19 protein-coding genes and 1 riboswitch are annotated in these 19,579 nt (G+C 55.9%); of the genes, 10 read left to right on the top strand and 9 right to left on the bottom strand.

What is annotated here, in order from left to right:
• Positions 1-3: 3 nt before the first annotated feature.
• Positions 4-360 (bottom strand): hypothetical protein, encoded by a 357-nt coding sequence (locus PH7735_RS00905; protein ID WP_145865237.1) that lies wholly within the window; start codon positions 358-360, stop codon positions 4-6.
• A 126-nt stretch (positions 361-486) separates the two neighbouring features.
• A complete protein-coding gene (gene smc / locus PH7735_RS00900; RefSeq protein ID WP_058309463.1) occupies positions 487-3,942 on the bottom strand; it encodes a chromosome segregation protein SMC in 3,456 nt (1,151 codons plus the stop codon).
• Positions 3,943-4,296: 354 nt separating this feature from the next.
• Positions 4,297-4,499, top strand: a riboswitch (cobalamin riboswitch).
• 40 nt (positions 4,500-4,539) lie between these two features.
• Here smc and PH7735_RS00895 point away from each other — a divergent pair.
• The 3 genes from PH7735_RS00895 to PH7735_RS00885 all read left to right on the top strand — a co-directional run bounded on the left by PH7735_RS00895 (position 4,540) and on the right by PH7735_RS00885 (position 5,997).
• The gene (locus tag PH7735_RS00895; protein WP_058309462.1) at positions 4,540-4,710 is read left to right on the top strand and encodes a CbtB domain-containing protein; all 171 of its coding nucleotides are present in this window, start codon (positions 4,540-4,542) and stop codon (positions 4,708-4,710) included.
• Between the two features lie 18 nt (positions 4,711-4,728).
• Entirely contained in the window at positions 4,729-5,418 is a 690-nt protein-coding gene (locus tag PH7735_RS00890) for a CbtA family protein (RefSeq protein ID WP_058309461.1), read from the top strand.
• Between the two features lie 120 nt (positions 5,419-5,538).
• Positions 5,539-5,997 (top strand): GNAT family N-acetyltransferase, encoded by a 459-nt coding sequence (locus PH7735_RS00885; RefSeq protein ID WP_058309460.1) that lies wholly within the window; start codon positions 5,539-5,541, stop codon positions 5,995-5,997.
• 56 nt (positions 5,998-6,053) lie between these two features.
• On the opposite strand, the gene PH7735_RS00880 is transcribed toward PH7735_RS00885, so the two are convergent.
• The gene (locus tag PH7735_RS00880; protein ID WP_058309459.1) at positions 6,054-6,383 is read right to left on the bottom strand and encodes a hypothetical protein; all 330 of its coding nucleotides are present in this window, start codon (positions 6,381-6,383) and stop codon (positions 6,054-6,056) included.
• Positions 6,384-6,516: 133 nt separating this feature from the next.
• Here PH7735_RS00880 and PH7735_RS00875 point away from each other — a divergent pair, with 133 nt between their 5' ends.
• Entirely contained in the window at positions 6,517-7,731 is a 1,215-nt protein-coding gene (locus tag PH7735_RS00875; RefSeq protein ID WP_058309458.1) for a TsoY family (seleno)protein, read from the top strand.
• 89 nt (positions 7,732-7,820) lie between these two features.
• Here the strand turns inward: PH7735_RS00875 and PH7735_RS00870 are convergent, their stop codons facing one another.
• Positions 7,821-9,038 carry an aminotransferase-like domain-containing protein gene (locus PH7735_RS00870; RefSeq protein WP_058309457.1) on the bottom strand — a complete coding sequence of 406 codons (1,218 nt, stop codon included), beginning with the start codon at positions 9,036-9,038 and terminating at the stop codon, positions 7,821-7,823.
• A 164-nt stretch (positions 9,039-9,202) separates the two neighbouring features.
• Between PH7735_RS00870 and PH7735_RS00865 the strand changes: the two genes are divergently transcribed.
• Entirely contained in the window at positions 9,203-9,970 is a 768-nt protein-coding gene (locus PH7735_RS00865; protein WP_058309456.1) for a FadR/GntR family transcriptional regulator, read from the top strand.
• Between the two features lie 53 nt (positions 9,971-10,023).
• Here PH7735_RS00865 and PH7735_RS00860 read toward each other — a convergent pair whose 3' ends face one another.
• Complete coding sequence (locus tag PH7735_RS00860) at positions 10,024-11,007, bottom strand: NAD(P)H-quinone oxidoreductase (protein WP_058309455.1); 984 nt, start codon at positions 11,005-11,007, stop codon at positions 10,024-10,026.
• Between the two features lie 193 nt (positions 11,008-11,200).
• Entirely contained in the window at positions 11,201-11,875 is a 675-nt protein-coding gene (locus PH7735_RS00855; RefSeq protein ID WP_058309454.1) for a COQ9 family protein, read from the bottom strand.
• A 109-nt stretch (positions 11,876-11,984) separates the two neighbouring features.
• Between PH7735_RS00855 and rpsU the strand changes: the two genes are divergently transcribed.
• From rpsU to yghU, 3 genes are all read left to right on the top strand, one after another.
• On the top strand, positions 11,985-12,191 hold the full coding sequence (gene rpsU / locus PH7735_RS00850) for a 30S ribosomal protein S21 (RefSeq protein ID WP_005614280.1): 207 nt from the start codon (positions 11,985-11,987) through the stop codon (positions 12,189-12,191).
• Between the two features lie 273 nt (positions 12,192-12,464).
• On the top strand, positions 12,465-12,980 hold the full coding sequence (locus PH7735_RS00845; protein WP_058309453.1) for a ferritin: 516 nt from the start codon (positions 12,465-12,467) through the stop codon (positions 12,978-12,980).
• 192 nt (positions 12,981-13,172) lie between these two features.
• Positions 13,173-14,054 (top strand): glutathione-dependent disulfide-bond oxidoreductase, encoded by an 882-nt coding sequence (gene yghU, locus PH7735_RS00840; protein ID WP_058309452.1) that lies wholly within the window; start codon positions 13,173-13,175, stop codon positions 14,052-14,054.
• Here yghU and PH7735_RS00835 read toward each other — a convergent pair.
• The gene (locus tag PH7735_RS00835; protein ID WP_058309451.1) at positions 14,051-15,634 is read right to left on the bottom strand and encodes a GMC family oxidoreductase; all 1,584 of its coding nucleotides are present in this window, start codon (positions 15,632-15,634) and stop codon (positions 14,051-14,053) included. The two genes, yghU and PH7735_RS00835, sit on opposite strands and share 4 nt — an antisense overlap.
• Positions 15,631-16,440, bottom strand: a complete 810-nt coding sequence (locus PH7735_RS00830; protein ID WP_058309450.1) for a hormone-sensitive lipase — start codon at positions 16,438-16,440, stop codon at positions 15,631-15,633. Before PH7735_RS00830 ends, PH7735_RS00835 begins: the two co-directional genes overlap by 4 nt.
• Before the next feature lie 94 nt (positions 16,441-16,534).
• Here PH7735_RS00830 and PH7735_RS00825 point away from each other — a divergent pair, with 94 nt between their 5' ends.
• Positions 16,535-18,010, top strand: a complete 1,476-nt coding sequence (locus PH7735_RS00825) for an NAD-dependent succinate-semialdehyde dehydrogenase (RefSeq protein ID WP_058309449.1) — start codon at positions 16,535-16,537, stop codon at positions 18,008-18,010.
• On the opposite strand, the gene PH7735_RS00820 is transcribed toward PH7735_RS00825, so the two are convergent.
• Positions 18,007-18,447: a globin domain-containing protein gene (locus PH7735_RS00820; protein ID WP_145865236.1), complete on the bottom strand. Its 441-nt coding sequence runs from the start codon at positions 18,445-18,447 to the stop codon at positions 18,007-18,009. The two genes, PH7735_RS00825 and PH7735_RS00820, sit on opposite strands and share 4 nt — an antisense overlap.
• 119 nt (positions 18,448-18,566) lie before the next feature.
• Between PH7735_RS00820 and PH7735_RS00815 the strand changes: the two genes are divergently transcribed.
• Positions 18,567-19,574, top strand: coding sequence for a succinylglutamate desuccinylase/aspartoacylase family protein (locus tag PH7735_RS00815; protein WP_058309447.1), 1,008 nt, complete (start codon positions 18,567-18,569; stop codon positions 19,572-19,574).
• The last annotated feature ends 5 nt before the right edge of the window (positions 19,575-19,579 follow it).

Here is a 19,579-nt window from a genome sequence, read left to right as displayed (position 1 = left end):
CAATCACTCGGAGGGGCGAACCGGAAAACGTTCGCCCTCAATCGTCAGAACAACAAGCCGTCCGTCATTCTCGACGATACGATCACAACGCGTGCTGCCCGTTACAAAGGTCACGCACACGATGCTGTCGTCTTGCGCCTCAAACCGGCCTTCCCAAGTACCGCCACCGCCATAGGTATAGCTATAGCTTCCGTCCGCCCCATAAACCGAGCGGCCCTCATCATAGAAAACCAAGTCTGACTGTATCAGGCGTTCTTTCAACTCATGCGCCGAAAACAGGTGGTCTCCGTCTCGCATTTTCCACTCTTCGGCAAAAGACGGCCCCGCCAAAAGGGCAAGTGTTAACGTCAGTTTCATCATCTCTGATACCTCTCTGTGGGCACAATCGCACAGTTCGGCCCAAAGGGTCGGTCACGTTCCGGTGACATTGAGTGGCGTTTTCTGAAAGGGCTCTTCTAACAGCGCAATCAAGGACCTGTGGCTAGATCAGGCCACCATCGACTCGGCGGCTTTCAGATCGACCGAAACAAGCTGTGACACGCCCTGTTCGGCCATCGTCACACCAAAGAGACGATCCATCCGTGCCATCGTCACCGCGTGGTGCGTGATGATCAAAAAGCGCGTATCGGTTTGTCGACACATCTCGTCCAGCAGATCACAAAAACGGGTGACGTTTGCATCGTCCAACGGCGCATCGACCTCGTCCAGAACACAGATCGGAGCCGGGTTTGCAAGGAACACAGCAAAGATCAGCGCCATCGCCGTGAGGGTTTGTTCACCACCTGACAACAGGGAAAGGGTTGAAAGTTTCTTTCCCGGAGGTTGGCACATGATCTCAAGACCCGCTTCAAGCGGATCATCACTTTCAACCAGCACAAGGTTGGCCTCGCCCCCGCCAAACAGGTGTTTGAACAAAAGCGCAAAGTTGCTGTTTACCTGCTCGAATGCCGTCAAAAGCCGCTCGCGGCCTTCGCGGTTCAGGCTTGCAATACCGTTGCGCAGGGTTCGGATGGCTTCTTCCAGATCCGTTTTCTCGGTAACGAGATGATCATGCTCTTCCTGAACTTCTTTGGCATCTTCTTCGGCACGAAGATTGACCGCGCCGAGACTGTCGCGTTGCCGCTTGAGCCGGTTCACATCTGCTTCAATCGCATGGCTGTCGGGCATCTCGTCCGGATTCACATCCAATGTCTCGAGGAGTTTCGCTGGCGAGACCTGCTGTTCTTCGTAAATACGCTCTGCGGCATATGACACTGTTTCACGCGCGGCATCTGCGCGCGCTTCGGACCGCGCGCGTGCTTCACGGGCTTCGCTGGCAAGACGCTCTGCTTCGCGTTCCGCGTGCTCTGCTTCGCGCGATGCGGTCTCGGCTTCGGCAAGAACATCAGACGCCGTGCGGCGGCGTTCTTCGGCATCTTCAATCGCGGTGGTCAATTCTTCACGTTTGGCCGCGATTTCCTCGGGCGCGCTTCCTGCTTCGTAAAGCTCGTCTTCCGATGCCTCTTTGCGTTCCGCCAGCTCGTTGATCCGCTTCTCGGCCGTTTCAAGCCGGTGCCGCCAACCGCTGATCTCTTTGGTGATTTCCTGCGACCGTTTCAAACGGGCTTCACCTTCGCGACGCACCTCGTCATGGGACGACCGCCGCGACATCATCGTGATGCGGGCAGCCTCAACCGTCATTTTGACATCTTCGACCTCCGCCCGTGCGGCGCCAAGGTCGCCAAGATCCGACAATCCGCGCTCTGCCTCGAGCAACTGCGAGCGCGCTGCCATGGCCTCTTCTTCATGGCGTGTCACTGCCAGACCAAGTGACTCCAACCGGCCTTCGGCAAGGTTGCGATCTGCCTCGGCACGGCTGAGGGCGCGATTGGCATCTGCGACGGCGCGGTCCGCGTCGCGTCGGGCCAAACGTGCCGCTTTGTCCACCTCGGACAGCTCGCGCAAGCGCATTTGCAGGGTTTCATGCGCCTGGACGGCCCCCTCGGCGCGCGCGGTTGCTCTTGCCAACTGCTGCTTGAGTTCTTCGAGGCGGTTCAATTGCTGAAGACGCAAGGCCGCAGCACTTGGCGCATCTTCGGCCCAAGCCCGAAACCCGTCCCAACGCCACAAATCGCCTTCCAACGACACCAGCCTTTGGCCCGGCTTCAGCAGGGGTTGAAGGGCCATCGCATCTTCCGTCGCCACCAGACCAATCTGGCTCATCCGGCGTTGCAACACTTCGGGCACGGAAACATGCGCAACCAGCGAAGTCACACCGTCCGGCAGCGGCTGATCGGTGTCATAAGGGGGCAGAACATGCCACCCGGACGGCCCGTCTTCATCAACTTCGGGCGCTCTGAGGTCGTCTGCCATGGCCGCGCCCAATGCCTTTTCGAAGCCTTGCTGAACTTGCAGCCTGTCAAGAATTTGACCGCCTTCAGCGGTATCCCGTTCCACCAGTTTCGCCAGCGCCGTTGTCTCGGCCCGAAGCGCATTCAGCTCTCCCTCGGCCTCGGACCGTTCGGCCCTTGCATCTGCTTCGCGCGATTGGGTCTCCGCGCGGTCATCTTCGGCCTGTGCCAAAGCTTCTTCCGCAGCTTGCGCCGATTCCAGCGCAGCCTCTTCAGAAGCCTGCGCCATCTCGAATTCTTCCGCCGCGCGGGTCAGCGCATTTTGCGATTCCTGCACGGCATCTCGTGCCTTCAGTGCCTCTGCTTCGCTTTTTGCCTGCGTTTTGCGGCTGTCTTCCAGCAAACGCTGTGCGGATTGGTGGCGCGCTGCGAGACGGGCAACATCTTCCGTCAACTGCGACAGGTCGCTTTCGCGTTCCTGCAAAATATTTGCTGCCTCGCGCGCTTCCTCAACAGCGGCTTCCAGCCGGTCTTCGTGTCCTTCACCAGCCTTGGCGATCTGGTTGGCTTCCCAGTCGAGACGCTCGATGGTTTCGCCCGCGTCCCGATTGAGCCCCGATTCACGCTCCATATCCAAGGCCAGCTGTTCGATCCGGTTCTTGAGCGTTTCGATAATCTGCAAAGCATGGGATTCTTGATCGTTGAGCGAATCCCGCTGGACCTGCAAACGCTGCAAGATAGCAGAGGCAATGGCCTCTTCTTCGCGAAGGGCCGGCAGCGTGTCATCGCGCGACGCCCTCTGCTTTGCCGCTTCGCGGGCAAGGGCCTCGGCCTGAGCTGCTTGCGTCGTCCTCACGCGCAACTCTTCATCGGCCTTGGATCGTGCATCGTCCGCTTCACGCCAGCGGCGGTATAACAGCATCCCTTCCGACTTTCGCAACTCTTCCCCGATGGCGCGATACCGTGCGGCCTGACGCGCCTGCCTTGCCAATTGCGCCAATTGGCTGGCCAGTTGTTCGATCACATCATCGACGCGAGACAGGTTGGTCTCTGCCCCTTTGAGCTTGAGTTCGGCCTCGTGCCGACGCTGATACAAACCAGAGATGCCAGCGGCTTCTTCCAAAATGCGTCGGCGCGCTTTGGGCTTGGCATTGATCAGTTCTGAAATCTGTCCCTGTCGGACAAGCGCAGGTGAATGGGCCCCTGTCGATGCATCTGCAAACAACATCTGCACATCGCGTGCCCGCACGTCTTTGGTATTCACCTTGTAGGCGCTGCCAACGTCACGCGTGATCCGACGTACGATTTCGAGATTGTCATCATCGTTAAACCCGGCGGGCGCCAGACGTTCCGAGTTATCAATCTGAAGCGACACTTCCGCAAAATTTCGTGCGGGCCGTGTCGCGGCACCGGCAAAGATCACATCTTCCATACCGCCGCCCCGCATCGCGGTCGGCCGGTTTTCACCCATTACCCAGCGCAGCGCTTCCAAGAGATTAGACTTGCCGCACCCGTTCGGCCCAACAACCCCGGTGAGACCGTCGGCCACAATAAGGTCAGTTGGATCGACGAAGCTTTTAAAGCCGGTCAGTCTGAGTTTCGAAAAGCGCAAAGTGGTCTGATGCCCTCGTGATTCTTGCCTATCTCAAGAGCCTGCCCAAGCGATTGTGCCAGAGTCAACGCCAAACCACATGATATGCTCCATACACACAAGTTATCCACAACATTTCGTGCTAAACCCCTTGCCGCACGACCTTGGCAAATACTGAGCGGCCCGCATGATCCAAGGTCAATTCCCAGAATCACCAATGGATCATGGTCAGAAGCGGCCTGTCAGCAAAACGTTCTCGACGATATGACCCAGCTTGCGCGAAATAAGGACACAACACGCGGGGTAATTGTGACACGTGGACGCTGCAAGGGGGTAATATGTCGGAAACTGTCTTGACCCGAAGCCCAGATCACGTCCAAAGAGAAAGGGTGTGGTTCCACGCAAGCTTGCTTGATGGATCAAACGGGAATGTGGAAAGGACCTTGGTCCGAAGCCACAGCCGCCCCCGCGACTGTAAGTGGCGAGCGCGCGTTCACAACCACTGGAGTTTACTCCGGGAAGGGAATGCGACGCGTCGACCCGCGAGCCAGGAGACCGGCCATGCAACGGATTACAACCCCAGCCCGTCGGGTGTGACGGGAACAGGAGACTATAACAATGGCAACTAAGACCGCCAATATCGCAGCCGTCCGCTCAAACGCCGGTGCATTCATCCTCGTCACGCTTGTTGGCCTGGGTCTGCTCACCGTTTCGGGTATGGCACAAGCGACTGTACTGCATGATGCAGCACACGATCAGCGTCACGCAATGGCATTCCCCTGCCACTAAGCTAGCGCTTTTCGAAAAATGACCAAAAATTTGGTGTCCAGCGCTGTGTTCGCTGGCCTGATAGCAGGGCTGATTGCAGCCCTGCTTCAGTTCGTTTTCGTGATCCCGCTTTTGCTGGAAGGCGAATTATATGAAGGTGGCGAGCGCGTTCACTTTCTTGTTGATGGAATGACGCAGTCCGAAAAGGGATCTCCTGCTCTTGGGAACGACTGGGCCCGGCACCTGATGACGATCGGCTTTAATGCCGTTACCTATACTGGATATGGGTTGCTGTTACTTGTTGCGATGGGCGTCGCGCGCGAGCGTACCGGTACGCAGATCACCGCCAAGAATGGCCTGATCTGGGGCCTTTGCGGGTTCATCGCGATCCAACTCGCTCCTGCGATGGGTCTGCCACCTGAATTGCCCGGCACACCGGCCGCCGAGTTGGCGCCGCGCCAGATGTGGTGGTTCCTGACGATCATTGCATCGGTCATCGGTCTTTTGGTTATCGCCTTTGGCCGTGGCGTTGCCATGCTGTTGGTCGGCATTGCTATCTTGCTGCTGCCTCACATCATTGGCGCACCACATCTCGACACGTACTTCGGGATCGCACCACCAGAGCTGTCTGCCGAGTTTGTTACCGTCAGCATGGGCGTCGCAGCTGTTGGCTGGACTCTTCTGGGGTATTTTGCCGCCTATTTCTTTGAGCGTGGCGAAACCGCCTAAACAACGTCAATTGCACGTTTTGATACCCTCCCGCGTTGGGAGGGTATTTCTTTTTGAACCTCATCTAGACTCAACCAGCCGCGCCTGTCACACATGCGCATCAACAGGAGCACGACTGTCATGTCCAACATTAAGGTTCTTGCCGCAGATCCACGCGACCCACAGGCAACAGCACTTCTTCGCCAGAGTCATGCGTTGATGCAGTCTCTTTTCTCAGCCGAGGAAAACCATTTTCTCGACATCGAAGAATTGTGCGTGCCGTCTATCCACTTTTTCGTTGCGCGAGAGGAGTCCAATGCATTGGGCTGTGTCGCTCTTGCTAACAAAGGTGACTATGGCGAAATTAAATCCATGTTTGTCGATCCTCGCGCCCGAGGAAAAGGCATCGCGCATCACCTGATGCACAAAATCGAAGCTGATGCTCGTGCGCAGAACCTGTCGACGATAAAGTTGGAAACGGGCGACAAGCTTACCCAGGCCCATAGCCTTTACAGTGCGCATGGTTTCGTCGATTGCGGCCCTTTTGGTGAATACGAAGCCAATACGTCATCGCTCTTTATGACCAAAGACCTGAGCTGACCCAAAGCCATGCTTGGCCGAGGGGTCAGATTTTCAAGGTATTTTCAGCTCTGTTCTCAGGCTCCATTGCCGATACGGGCAAGGTCATCTGGCTCGCCGCACTTCAAATAAGCCAGCATCATCGAGGCATCGCCCCTAATCCGATCCACCGGACAGACATAGGTTTGTTCAACCGCGATCTCGGCACGCCGCCCCAATTGCTGGCTTAGACGCGGCGCATATTCACGGCTTGTCCGGATGACCTGAACAAGATCAGCGTTTCGCCGCAGCTCGAACTCGGTTCCCAAAACCATGATTTTGCGGGGTGATATGCCCTCAAAGTGCATGCTTGGCGAATTGCAGGCCGACAAAAGCACAACGAGGCATATTTTTGAAATGGGCCACATGCCCTCTCTTTTTGCGCCTTAGTCTTAACAATTCCTTTCCGCTCATCCGGCGCTGTGCGCGAATGTCGCATATGTATTCCAAATTTAGAATGTAATATATATTCCAAATTCGGAATTCTTTGGAGATTCGCCCATGTCTACGCAAACCAAACGTCCGGCAGACACCTATTCACCGCTCTACTTCCTCGCCTCGCTTGGTGCGGGGGGGCTCTCGGTCACGTTTTTCATGTATTTGATGTTCTGGGTCCCACACCCCCGGAAACCCGTCCCGACATTCGAAGACATTTCGGCCGCTTTTGCGACAGGAAACACACCGATGCAGATTGCGATTGTCATCGCGGTTATCGGCATCGCTGCCATGGTGTTCCTGAACCTGAAGTATCTGATTTGGAACCTGACAGCCTACAAGGCATTCAAACAGACCGACGCCTATGTCGCGCTGCGCAACTCCAATGCAGAGTCGACCTTGCTGGCCATGCCGCTGGCCATGGCGATGACGGTTAACGGTCTTTTCATTGTCGGCCTTGTCTACGTTCCCGGGCTTTGGGGCATTGTGGAATATCTGTTCCCAATGGCACTCGTCGCCTTTGCCTTGATCGGGTTCCTGGCCTTTAAAATGATCGCAGACTTTTTGGGCCGCATTCTGACCCAAGGCGGTATATTCGACGTCACAGCCAACAACTCCTTTGCCCAGATGTTGCCCGCCTTTGCGCTGTCTATGGTGGCAGTTGGCCTGTCTGCGCCTGCAGCAATGAGCCACAGCACGCTGACCGCAGGACTGTCCTTGATCTTGTCCACGTTCATGGGCACCGCTGCGATCGTCTATGCACTTGTGGCCATTTTTACGGCCTTCAATTCCATGCTGCATCACGGAACAGCGAAAGAAGCAGGGCCAACTCTTATGGTTGTTGTGCCAATTATGACCATTCTGGGGATCATGTTCCTGCGTCAGGATCACGGTTTGCACGAAACATTCGGCGCGCATACGGCAAAAGTGGACACCATGATGATGTTGGCCCGCCTTTTGACGGTTCAGATCCTGTTCGCATTGCTGGGCATGCTGGTACTGCGTCGTCAGGGTTATTTTACTGACTTCGTGCTCGGCTCGAAAACTTCTCCGGGTTCCTATGCTCTGGTGTGTCCTGGAGTTGCTCTGGCCGTGATGATTCACTTTTTCACCAACAAAGGCCTCGTCGGCGCGGGCCTGATCGAGAAATTTTCCCCCTCATTCTGGCTGATCACCGCCATCGCTCTAGCCTTTCAGTTCGCAATGATCGCTTTGGTCATGCGCCTCAACCGTCAGCATTTTGGCAAACAGGCGCAAGGCACAGCAGTGCCCGCAGAATAAATTAAACCACCACTCATAAAAGCAAAAGAGGGGCGCATTTGGCGCCCCTCTTGTCTTTTGGACCTGCACGACAACTGGGCATTCTAGGATCAGCCAATAGCCGCCTGAAGCGCCAGTCCCAGCCGCCGCATACCTTCCTCAATCGTTGCCTCATCCGCACAAGAAAAGCTGAGCCGGATTGTATTGCGTCCCGACCCATCTGCAAAAAAGGCGTGTCCGGGCACAAAAGCAACTTTCTGCGTTTCCAGCGCAAGGGCCAAGAGGTCCGCGCCATCCACTCCAACCGGCAAGGTGAGCCAGACAAACATTCCGCCCTCCGGCCTGGTCCATTCAACCCCTTTAGGCATATACCGCTCGAGTGCCGCGAGCATGGCATCCCGTCGACCACGATAGGCCTTCCGCACATCAGAGACGTGATCCTCGAAACAGGCGCGGGCAACAGCATTGATCGCAATCTGGTTGAGGGTCGGAGAGTGAAGATCAGAGGCCTGCTTCATGAGTACCAACTGCGAGATAACGGGTTTCGCCGCAACAATCCAACCCACTCTCAACCCCGGTGACAGAGTTTTGGAAAAGCTACCGCAGTAAATCGTGCGGCATGCCTCGATATCCCCCTTGCGGGCAATTTCGAACGCAAGGATTGGCGGGATGTCCGCACCGTCATATCGCAATGCCTGATAGGCCGCATCTTCGATCACAGCACAATCAAGATCATCTACCAGATCAAGAAGGCTTTCACGCCCGCGCCGGTCGACCGTCTCGCCTGTAGGATTTGAAAAGTCGGACGACAAGTACGCAAACTTTACGCGCCCGCCGGTCTCGGCTTTGGCGCTGTCTTTGAAATCCTCGGCTGATCTGTTCCCATTGATGCTCAATTGGTCATAGCGCGGCTCGTAAGGGTTAAATGCCCCCAAAGCCCCCATATACGTCGGCCAATTCACCAACGCGGTATCACCGGGCGACAGAAACAGCTTCCCAAGATAGTCCAGCGCTTGTTGGGATCCGCTTGTGATCAGGATGTTGTCGACACTGCAAGGCACACCGACCTTGGCCATTTCCCCAACCAGCCATTCGCGCAGCGGTAGGTATCCTTCGCTGACGGAGTATTGCAAAGCCGAACCGGCCTGATCCCCTTCCATCGTCTGCGCGAAAGCTTTGGCAAACGCATCAGACGGGAACAGCGCCGGGTCGGGAATCCCCCCTGCAAACGAGATGATTCCGGGCTGATCCAGAAGTTTGAGCAACTCGCGAATTTCAGACGCCTTCATACGCGCAGTTCGTTCCGCAAACATTTCTGTGAGATCCATAGCGAGCCCTCCTCGAGACATAATATTTCGAGCAACCTAGCCAGAACAAAATATAAGTCAATATTGCTGACCAATTGTAACAATTTTCGTGAACAGCCACCCTCCCCTTGCTCCCAATCGCCCAATGTGGTCAACTCAGGTGACCACTTGCGCACAGGTCCACAATGCCCTTCCAAAAAGTCCAAACCGAAAAACTGTCCACTTCTGTCATTCGCCAAATTGAGCTTTTGATTTTGCGCGGGATTTTGCGCCCCGGAGAACGGCTGCCCTCGGAAAGAGAGCTGTCTGAACAATTGGGTGTGTCCCGCCCTTCGCTGCGTGAAGCGATTGGCGAACTACAGGAACGCGGCCTTCTAACATCCAAGGCAGGTGCAGGTATTTTTGTTGCAGATGTGCTGGGCAGTGCTTTTTCCGAAAGCCTGGTAAAACTCTTTTCCTCCCATGAAGAAGCGGTGTTCGATTACATCTCGTTTCGCCGTGACATGGAAGGACTGGCGGCCGAGCGTGCCGCTCGCTTTGCATCGGATACGGATCTCAAAGTAATACAAACAGTGTTTGACAAGATGGAAACGGCCCACGCCAAGCGCAATCCGGCAGATGAATCCCGCCTCGATGCGGATTTCCATCTGGCGATTATCGAGGCCAGCCACAACGTGATCATGCTGCATATGATGCGGTCGATGTACCAACTGCTGCGCGAAGGCGTTTTTTACAACCGTGGCATCATGTTCAAACAGCGCACATCCCGCGGCGATCTTCTGGAACAACACCGTGCGATCAATGCCGCCCTCCAAGACCGCGATCCCGAAGCGGCACGCAAAGCCGTGATCGATCATCTGGAATATGTGGAACAGTCATTGTCGGACCACATCAAGGCCGAACGGAACGAGGCCGTTGCCCGCCAGCGTTTTGAACATGAACAAAGGCGCTAGCAGGCGATCTCGAAAGGATACATAAAGAGAGGGGCAGTGCCCCTCGCTTTGTTTCAGCTTACTTTAAGAACGATCTTGCCGATATGGCCGCTACTTTCCATACGGGTATGGGCTGCCGCGGCCTCTTCCAGCGCAAATTCGCTATCCATAACCGGAGCCACGCGCCTCGCATCCAACAATGGCCAGACTTTCTCGCGCAGATCCGCCGCAATACGCGCCTTTGCAAGATCACTTTGCGGGCGAAGCGTGCTGCCGGTGACCGTCAGGCGCCGCGTCATGATTTGGGCAAAATTCAGCTCAACCTTGGGACCAGACAAAAACGCGATTTGAACCAGCCTGCCGTCATCCGACAATGTCTTGATATTGCGCGGGATATACGGACCGCCCACCATGTCGAGGATCAGGTTCGCGCCACCTTCTGCGCGCAAGACATCAACAAAGTCTTCTTCGCGATAATTGATCGCACGCTCTGCACCAAGATCAAGGCAGGCCGCACATTTTTCTTCTGAACCGGCGGTTGTGAACACACGCGCGCCAAAAACATTGGCCAGTTGGATAGCTGTCGTTCCAATGCCGCTCGACCCACCATGCACGAGGAAACGTTCACCCGCTTGCAAGCCGCCGCGCTGAAACACATTGGACCAGACCGTAAAGAACGTTTCGGGCAAACAGGCCGCACGCTTCAAATCCATGCCTTTGGGCACAGGCAGACAATGGGCGGCGGGTGTCAGCACATATTCCGCATACCCTCCACCCGGCAAAAGGGCACAGACGTCGTCACCTTCCGCCCACTCGTCCACACCAGGGCCAACAGCGACAATTGTCCCCGACGCTTCAAGACCGGGCAGATCACTAGCTGTTGGCGGCGGAGCATAGGCCCCGGCGCGCTGTAGCGCGTCCGGACGGTTCACGCCTGCATAGGCAATCCGGATAACCACTTCGCCCGCCCCGGGCATCGGCACAGGCCGCTCGGTCACTTGCAAGACATCCGGCCCTCCGGGCTGAGTGATCTCAATGGCGCGCATGGTCTGTGTCATGGGGGTCTCCTAGGGCAAAGCGTTTGTGGGCGAACCTTATCAGCCCAGACACCCTGAGCAATCCGAAGGCGTCGCATGACACCATAAATTCTCTGACAATACGTGTCGTAACGTGGCCCCCGAGCAACGCGAGGCCACGCCCAACGCTTTGAACCGCATCTATGATGCGATTACAAAGCGGCGGGAGGCTTCTTTATTGGTGGGTCTGACCTGGCAGGTCATCGCGCGATTGCGGCGCACGCACCCGTCCCAGAACCTCGAGAGGCCCGGACATCAGCTTGCCAAACGGGCTTGCCCGAAACTGGGCTTTGGCTTTCTCAAACTGCATGACGTTATCGATCCGACGGTCCAGAAACTCCCATGTGGCAGATTGCGCCTCGCTTTCATCCCCCAGCCAATACAGAACCGTTGATCCATAGACCGCCGAAAGCGTCATCCGCTTTGTGTACCAGTTAACATCATCAGAGGAATCGCCAAGAGCGTTCCAGATCGCGTCACATGTGCCCCAGATCAACTCGGCGCCGGTGCCGGCATACTGTGGCAAGGCAAACAGGGTCGACCCGCGCCGCACCGCTTCTTTGTCGTCACAGGCCTGCAATCGAAAGCGCACCAAAGCGGCAACCTTTTCGCTATACCTCAGCGCCGAGAGATCCTCGGAAGCAAACCGTTCCAACATCTGCTGGTCACCGCGTTTGTGATACGCAACCGCCAGATCGACAGCTCCGCGCGGGCACAGTGCTCTGGCCACAACAGCATTGACCTCTGCATCCACGATGGCGGCCTCGAATGTGACCTCTGTCCAGCCATCAAAGGCCACATGCATCAAAGCAGCATCCAGCAAGGCATCTTTGGCATCAATCTGACTCATTTCGGTACTCCTGTCTCGGGCACATACTAGACAAACCAAATCTGCTTTGCTATAGGGCGGCTTCCTGCAAATCCTTGCAACACAAACTTAGAGAGGTGGTGACAACCACATGCAGGTTAGCGTTCGTGACAACAATGTCGATCAGGCACTTCGTGCCTTGAAGAAGAAGCTGCAGCGCGAAGGCGTTTTCCGCGAAATGAAGCTCAAGCAACATTTCGAGAAACCGTCCGAGAAAAAAGCGCGCGAAAAAGCTGAAGCGATTCGCCGTGCCCGGAAACTGGCACGCAAGAAAGCTCAGCGCGAAGGACTGCTCTAAGCCCTTCACCGTAGCTTTGGACGCCAAAGTTAGACGACCCCCGTGGCATGTGCCCGGGGGTTTGTCGTTTTTTGGGGGCAGAAAACTCTCTCGTTTAGATCTGACGACAACACAGACTGCACCTGCAAGTCACTCGCATTAACCCATTGATATTTTAAAGACTTCCTCTTCCCAAAGCCATTTGCGCACCTATATCACTTGGGACTAAGCTAGTAGCAGCCAGCGCCACACGACGCCCGCCAGCCCTATGTCGAGACACGGAGAGGACGTACTATGAAGATGAACCCTGAAGTTGCCGAAGCTCTAAACGCTCAGATCAATGCCGAGCTGCAGGCTTCTTACACATATCTGTCTATGGCCGCCTATTTTGACTCGGTCGCCCTGCCCGGATTTGCCGCCTGGTTCCGCAGCCAGTCTCTGGAAGAGAACGAGCATGCGATGCGAATTTACGATTTCGTCGTTAAACGCGAAGGCCGTGTTGTTCTGGAAGGTAATTCCAAACCCAAAGGATCTTACAACACGCCAGAAACCGCGATCGCCGCAGCGCTCGAGATGGAACAGGGTGTGACCGCTCAGATCAACGCGCTGTTTGCCTTGGCAAAAGAGCATGATGACTATTCCGCCCAGCACATGCTGAACTGGTTCCTTGACGAGCAAATCGAAGAAGAAGACGTCTTTGCAACCGTTCTGGACAAAGCACGCGCTGCAGATGGCAATCGCTGGTTCCTGCTGGAACTGGACAAAGAACTCGGAGCAGAGCGCCCCCTGCCCTCCCCTGACGACGCATAAGCGGTTCCAAAAATACGACGATCAGAGAACAGGTTTCGGGGAAGCCCCCCGAAACCTTTTTCTTTGTTCCATCCACTGAAGATGTGAACGGAGTTTGATCCGAAATCAAAAGACGGCGCAGCGTCCCCCCTCCACATTTGCGAAAGAACGCTTACATTCATCTAAATTCATCGAAACAGGGCGCGAGAACACATGAACGAAACCTATACCCCCCCGAAAGTCTGGACATGGGATTCCGAAAGCGGCGGCAAGTTCGCCAGCATCAACCGGCCGATTGCCGGACCGACCCATGACAAAGATCTCCCCGTCGGAGAGCAGCCCTATCAGCTGTACTCATTGGCTACACCCAACGGTGTCAAAGTGACGGTCATGCTGGAAGAGCTGTTGGCAGCAGGTCACAGCGGCGCGGAATATGATGCGTGGTTGATAAACATCAGCGAAGGGGATCAGTTCGGGTCCGGCTTTGTGGATGTGAACCCGAACTCGAAAATTCCGGCACTAATGGACCGCAGCGGTGCAACACCGACCCGCGTATTTGAATCGGGTGCGATCCTTTTGCATTTGGCCGAAACCTTCGGTGCCTTCCTGCCAACTGATCCCGCAAAACGCCCCGAGATGCTCAGCTGGTTGTTCTGGCAAATGGGCAGCGCACCCTATTTGGGTGGCGGCTTCGGACACTTCTATGCCTATGCGCCGGAAAAGTGGGAATACCCGATCAACCGGTTTGCCATGGAAACCAAGCGCCAGCTTGACGTGATGAACAGGCACCTTGCCGAGAACCGTTTTTTCACCGGCGATGAATACACGATCGCCGATATTGCAATCTGGTCATGGTATGGCGCACTGGCATTGGGGCGTCTTTACGAGGCGGCGGAATTCCTTGACGTTGAAAGCTATGAACACGTTCAACGCTGGGCCAAAGAGATCAACGACCGCCCCGCTGTGAAACGTGGCGTGATGGTGAACCGCGCGTGGGGTGACCTCGACAAACAATTGCGCAACCGCCATGCCGCCGAAGATTTCGACACCGGCACACAAGACAAACTGGAACCCGCCGAAGGCGATGCCGCCTAAGCACCCTCCAATATCATCTGACTTGCTTTCTCGCCGATCATAATGGTCGGCGAGTTTGTATTCCCGCTTGTGATCGTCGGCATCACCGACGCATCCACGACCCGAAGCCCCGCCAGCCCCCGCATCCGTAGCTGAGGATCAAGCGGCGCGTCTGCGTCCGTACCCATGCGCACTGTGCCCACCGGATGGAAAATTGTCGTCCCGATGTCACCTGCCGCCTGGGCAAGGTCCGCATCGTCTTGGGCGGCAAGTCCCGGCTTCATTTCCTCTGGTCGGTATTTTGCCATCGGCGCCTGCCCAATGATGTTGCGTGCTTGCCGAATGGCCGCAATAGCAACGGCACGGTCGCCTTCGGTCGAAAGGTAATTTGGCGCAATCTCGGGCATCACGTCCGGATCAGGCGATGCAATGCGGACATGCCCCCGGCTTTCGGGACGCAAGTTGCAAACGCTTGCCGTCATCGCCGGAAAGTCGTGCAATGGCTGCCCAAAAGCTTCGAGCGTCAGAGGTTGGACATGGTATTCGAGATCAGGCGTGTCCAGATCGGGGCGCGACTTGGTAAATGCACCAAGTTGGGACGGGGCCATCGACATGGGGCCCGACCGGGACCAGAGATACTCAAGCCCGATCCGTGCATTCCCCACGAGCGAATTAGCCATCGTATTCAGGGTCTTTGCGCCATCCAACTTCCACGCACAGCGCAGCTGTAGGTGATCCTGCAAGTTGCTACCGACACCATGGGCCTCGTGCAGTGTTTCGATGCCATATTTCTGCAAGACGGCACCGGGACCGATGCCCGAGAGTTGCAGTATTTTAGGAGAGTTCACGGCACCTGCGGAAAGCACCACCTCTGCTGCGGCGCGGGCCTGTTTAACCTGACCATGCTGGGTGTATTCGACGCCAACCACACGCCCGTTCTCGACCAGAAGCCGGTTTGTATGTGCGTGCACTTCGATTTTAAGCTTGGTGTCTTTCATCGGCCGCAAGAAGGCCTTGGCCGTGTTCAACCTCCAGCCCTTGTTCTGGTTCACTTTGAAGTAACCAACACCTTCGTTATCGCCCGTGTTGAAATCGGTCGTGCGCTTGATTCCGGCCGCCTGCGCAGCCGCCATCCAGTCATCAAGCACATCCCAGTGCAGACGCTGGTTATCAACATGCCATTCGCCTCCGACGCCGTGCATCTCTGAAGGCCCGTCAACATAATCTTCGGCTCGTTTGAACAACGGCAGGACATCATCCCACCCCCAGCCGGCATTGCCCATCTGGCGCCAACCGTCATAGTCGGCGGCCTGCCCTCGCAGATACAACATGCCATTGATCGACGAACATCCGCCAAGAACCTTGCCACGCGGGTAAATCAGCGACCGTCCGTTCAAGCCCGGATCTGCCGCCGTTTTATACAGCCAATCAGTTCGGGGATTACCGATGCAATACAAGTACCCCATCGGAATATGGATCCAGTGATAGTTGTCTTTTCCACCCGCTTCGAGCAGCAGAACTTTATGCCCAGCCGCGCTCAGACGGCTCGCCACGACACAGCCTGCGCTGCCAGCGCCCACCACGATATAGTCCCAAGTCATGCGATATCTCCGCCGATCAGCATTTGTGTAAGAAGACTGTTCGCGCTGGCCAATCCATCGATCACATCAAAGTGGTGTTTGCCCTGTTCAACAACGTGCCCGCATTCCCATGCCTCGGCAAGCCATTGAGCCTGATCCAGAAAGGCGGGGCGTTCTTCTTCTCCGACCCATACGGTCACCGGCACCTTGAGACAGGTTTTCAACCGGGGGCTTTCCTGCTCTGCGTCCTCAAGGGTCAAGCCAAAGTCCTCATTCATCGATGTTTGCAACAAAGGTCTCAGGTCGCTTAACGGTGAAATCGGGACAACATGTTTGAGACGACTGGCAACATTTGTGGGAAGCACATTTTCACAGACCATTCGCGCCACAAGATGCCCACCTGCCGAATGGCCTGCCAGCAATATTGGACCTTCGATCTGTGCGGCGGCTTCGGTAACCGCGAGCGTTATTTGTCTTGTGATTTCCTTGATACGGACATCGGGGCAAAGATCGTACGATGGCATGGCCACAGCCCATCCCGCGGCCAAGGGACCCTCTGCCAGATGGGACCAATACGATTTGTCGAATTTCAGCCAGTACCCGCCATGCACGAAAACACAAAGCCCTTTGGGCCGCCCCTCCGGCCGCATCAAATCGAACACCTCGCGCGCCCCTTCGCCATAGGGAACGTCTTCTGAAATCCTGCCCTCTGCCCGCAATGAGGTACGAAAATCATCTGCGGCTTGAAGCCAACGCCGCGGATATTCGGCAGCATTCGGGATATAGGCGCCATTAGCATAGGCATCATCGAGGGTGTTTTGACTCATTTTATTATCATGTTAATTAATTGAAGGAACCGGTTGCTCTCGGACCCTAGCCGGAATTACGCTGCCTGTGCCATCGAAAACCGGAGAGACGACCATGCTCGACACAATGACCGACCTAAAGTCCCTGCTCAAAGATCCAAGCCTATTAGAAACACGCGCCTATATTGGCGGTAATTGGGTGGAAGGTGACCATGGCACCTTTGATGTCACGAACCCCGCCCGAGGAGACGTCATTGCACAAGTGTCCGACGTCAGCCGGGTTCAGGTTGCAGGCGCAATTACACAAGCGAACACAGCCCAAAAAGACTGGGCAAAGTGGACCGGCAAAGAACGCGCCGCGGTCTTGCGCAAATGGTTCGACCTGATGATCGAAAACCAATCGGACCTCGGGATCATCCTGACCGCCGAAATGGGAAAACCCTTGGCGGAAAGCGTGGGCGAGATTGCCTATGGCGCCTCGTTCATCGAGTTTTTTGCCGAAGAAGCCAAGCGAATCTACGGTGAGACCATTCCTGGGCATCAACGCGACAAACGCATCACTGTTATCAAACAACCCATCGGTGTCGCGGCCTCGATCACCCCCTGGAACTTTCCGAATGCGATGATCACGCGCAAGGCTGGCCCTGCCTTGGCCGCCGGATGTGCGTTTGTCGCGCGCCCCGCCGCGGAAACACCATTGTCTGCCATTGTCTTGGGCGTGCTAGCCGAACGGGCGGGTATCCCAGCTGGCGTTTTCAATGTCGTGCCCTCTTCACGCTCAAGCGAAATCGGCAAGGAATTCTGTGAAAACGATGCCGTTCGCAAATTGACCTTCACTGGATCCACTGAGGTTGGCCGCATCCTTCTGCGACAGGCGGCGGACAGCGTCATGAAGTGCTCGATGGAACTGGGCGGGAATGCCCCTTTCATCGTGTTTGATGATGCCGATCTGGACGCAGCCGTTGAGGGCGCGATCCTGTGCAAATTCAGAAACAACGGTCAAACCTGCGTCTGCGCCAACCGGATTTATGTCCAAGCCGGCGTCTATGACGCCTTTGCAGAAAAGCTGCGGGCGCGCGTGGCCGATATGAAGGTCGGTGACGGTCTTGAAGACGGGACAATCTTTGGTCCGCTGATCAACGCCGACGCCGTTGTCAAAGTGCAGGAACACATTGCCGACGCGACAGCCAAAGGCGCAAATGTCATTCTGGGCGGCAACCCCTCCAGCTTGGGCGGCACGTTCTTTGAGCCTACAATCGTGACGGGCGCCACGCGCGATATGGCTTTTTCAACAGATGAAACCTTTGGGCCCCTCGCCCCTTTGTTCAAATTCGAAGACGAGGATGAAGTGATCGCAATGGCCAATGACACGATTTTTGGATTGGCCTCCTATTTCTATGCCAAGGACCTGAGCCGGGTCTACAAAGTGGCCGAAGCTCTGGAATACGGGATCGTTGGCGTCAACACGGGCATCATTTCGACAGAGGTCGCGCCGTTTGGGGGCGTGAAACAATCGGGCCTGGGGCGCGAAGGCAGCCACCACGGCATCGAAGACTACCTTGAAATGAAATATATCTGCATGTCGGTCTAGGCATTCTGAGGAGCCATGTGGGATACCAATTCCTGTATGGCCTTTTTCCATGCCTGCGCGGTTTCCGGTGCCATTTCATTCTGCAAAACATCCTGCAGCGCGGCCATCAACGCATCCACCGCCATTGCATATTGTGCGTGCGAAACACCAAGGTTTTCATGTTGCCGCGCCAATCGAGATGCGAGTTCATGAAAGGTCTGCGGACGAGAGGCGAACTTCAGGATCATCGCCAAGATCGACACAAACATTTCCCGCTGCACATACATGTCTTCCTGAAACAGGGCACGCAGGTCAGGGTTCTGTTGAAAAAGGTGGTCATAAAACTTTGTGGCCAGTTCCGCTTTGCGCGCAAAAACACAAACATAGCTTTGCTCGACCAACTTTGCCTGTGCGTCTTCCATATGCCTGTAGGCCCCGACCTGTTTCCATGAACCCAAAGTCGCACGATCCTTTGAATCATTCCTTAAGACGGAACAGGTTCCAAAGACACACGCCCCTTGCACTTGTCCAAGTGATAGAGAAAGCTTTGCAAATCCGTGACCGATCAGGAGCGCACATGGCCAATTCTTTGATTTCTTGCGAAGTTGATTTCGAGACTGACGGCAAGCAGGCAGGCTTTCTTCGTGTCCCGCATTCCGTGCATCGCAGCGCCTATGGCTGGATTCCGGTTCCTATCGTTTCGATCCGCAATGGGGACGGACCAGTTGTTTTGATGATGTCCGGAAACCACGGGGATGAATACGAAGGGCAGATCGCCCTGTCACGACTGGCCCGGGATTTCCTCCCGGAAGACTTGCGCGGGCAGGTGATCTTTTTGACGATGGCGAACCAACCCGCAGCGGAAGCCGGGCTTCGGTGTTCCCCGATTGACGACGGAAATCTCAACCGCTCGTTCCCCGGTGATCCTGCTGGCACGCCGACCCAGATGATCGCGCATTACATCGAAGATGTCTTGTTGCCGCGATGTGACTATTTAATTGACCTGCATTCGGGCGGCGGTTCCCTGTTTTATCCGGCCACGCTTTTGCGTGGACAGGGTTGGACCGATCAAGAGGGGCAAACCCTGCGCGGTTTGCAGGATGCATTTGATTTCCCACATGCGTGGGTTTTTCAGGGTGGCGGCGGCCCAAACTCTACTGCCAGAACTGCGATGGGGGCCGCAAACAGGAAACGGGTTGTGCCCATCATGGCCGAACTTGGCGGCGCCGGATCGGTGACGCCAAGCATTCTTGCCATGACAGAACGCGGCCTGCAGCGCAGCCTGCACAGCCTTGGCATGCTGCCTGACTATGTCCCCGACGCTGAGCGAGGCACGCGCGAGCTTTATGCCGCCGGTTCGGTATTTGCCTATGACAGCGGGCTGTTTGAACCCCTGAAAGACATTTCAGCCCCCGTAGAGCAGGACGAAACGGTGGGGCACATCCACGATCCCTCCACCCCTTTGCGCGGATCGGTTGCGGTAAAATCTCCTTACGCAGGCATCGTGATGGCCAAACGCCCCATGGCGCAGGTGAAGCGAGGAGATGCCGTCTTTCAAATTGGGATCGACGTTCAGAAAAAATAAAAAAA

The sequence above is a fragment of the Shimia thalassica genome, from assembly GCF_001458215.1.
Taxonomy (GTDB): domain Bacteria; phylum Pseudomonadota; class Alphaproteobacteria; order Rhodobacterales; family Rhodobacteraceae; genus Shimia; species Shimia thalassica.
The sequence above is the reverse complement of the archived record's forward strand: the minus strand, read 5'-3'. Positions and strand labels throughout refer to the sequence as shown.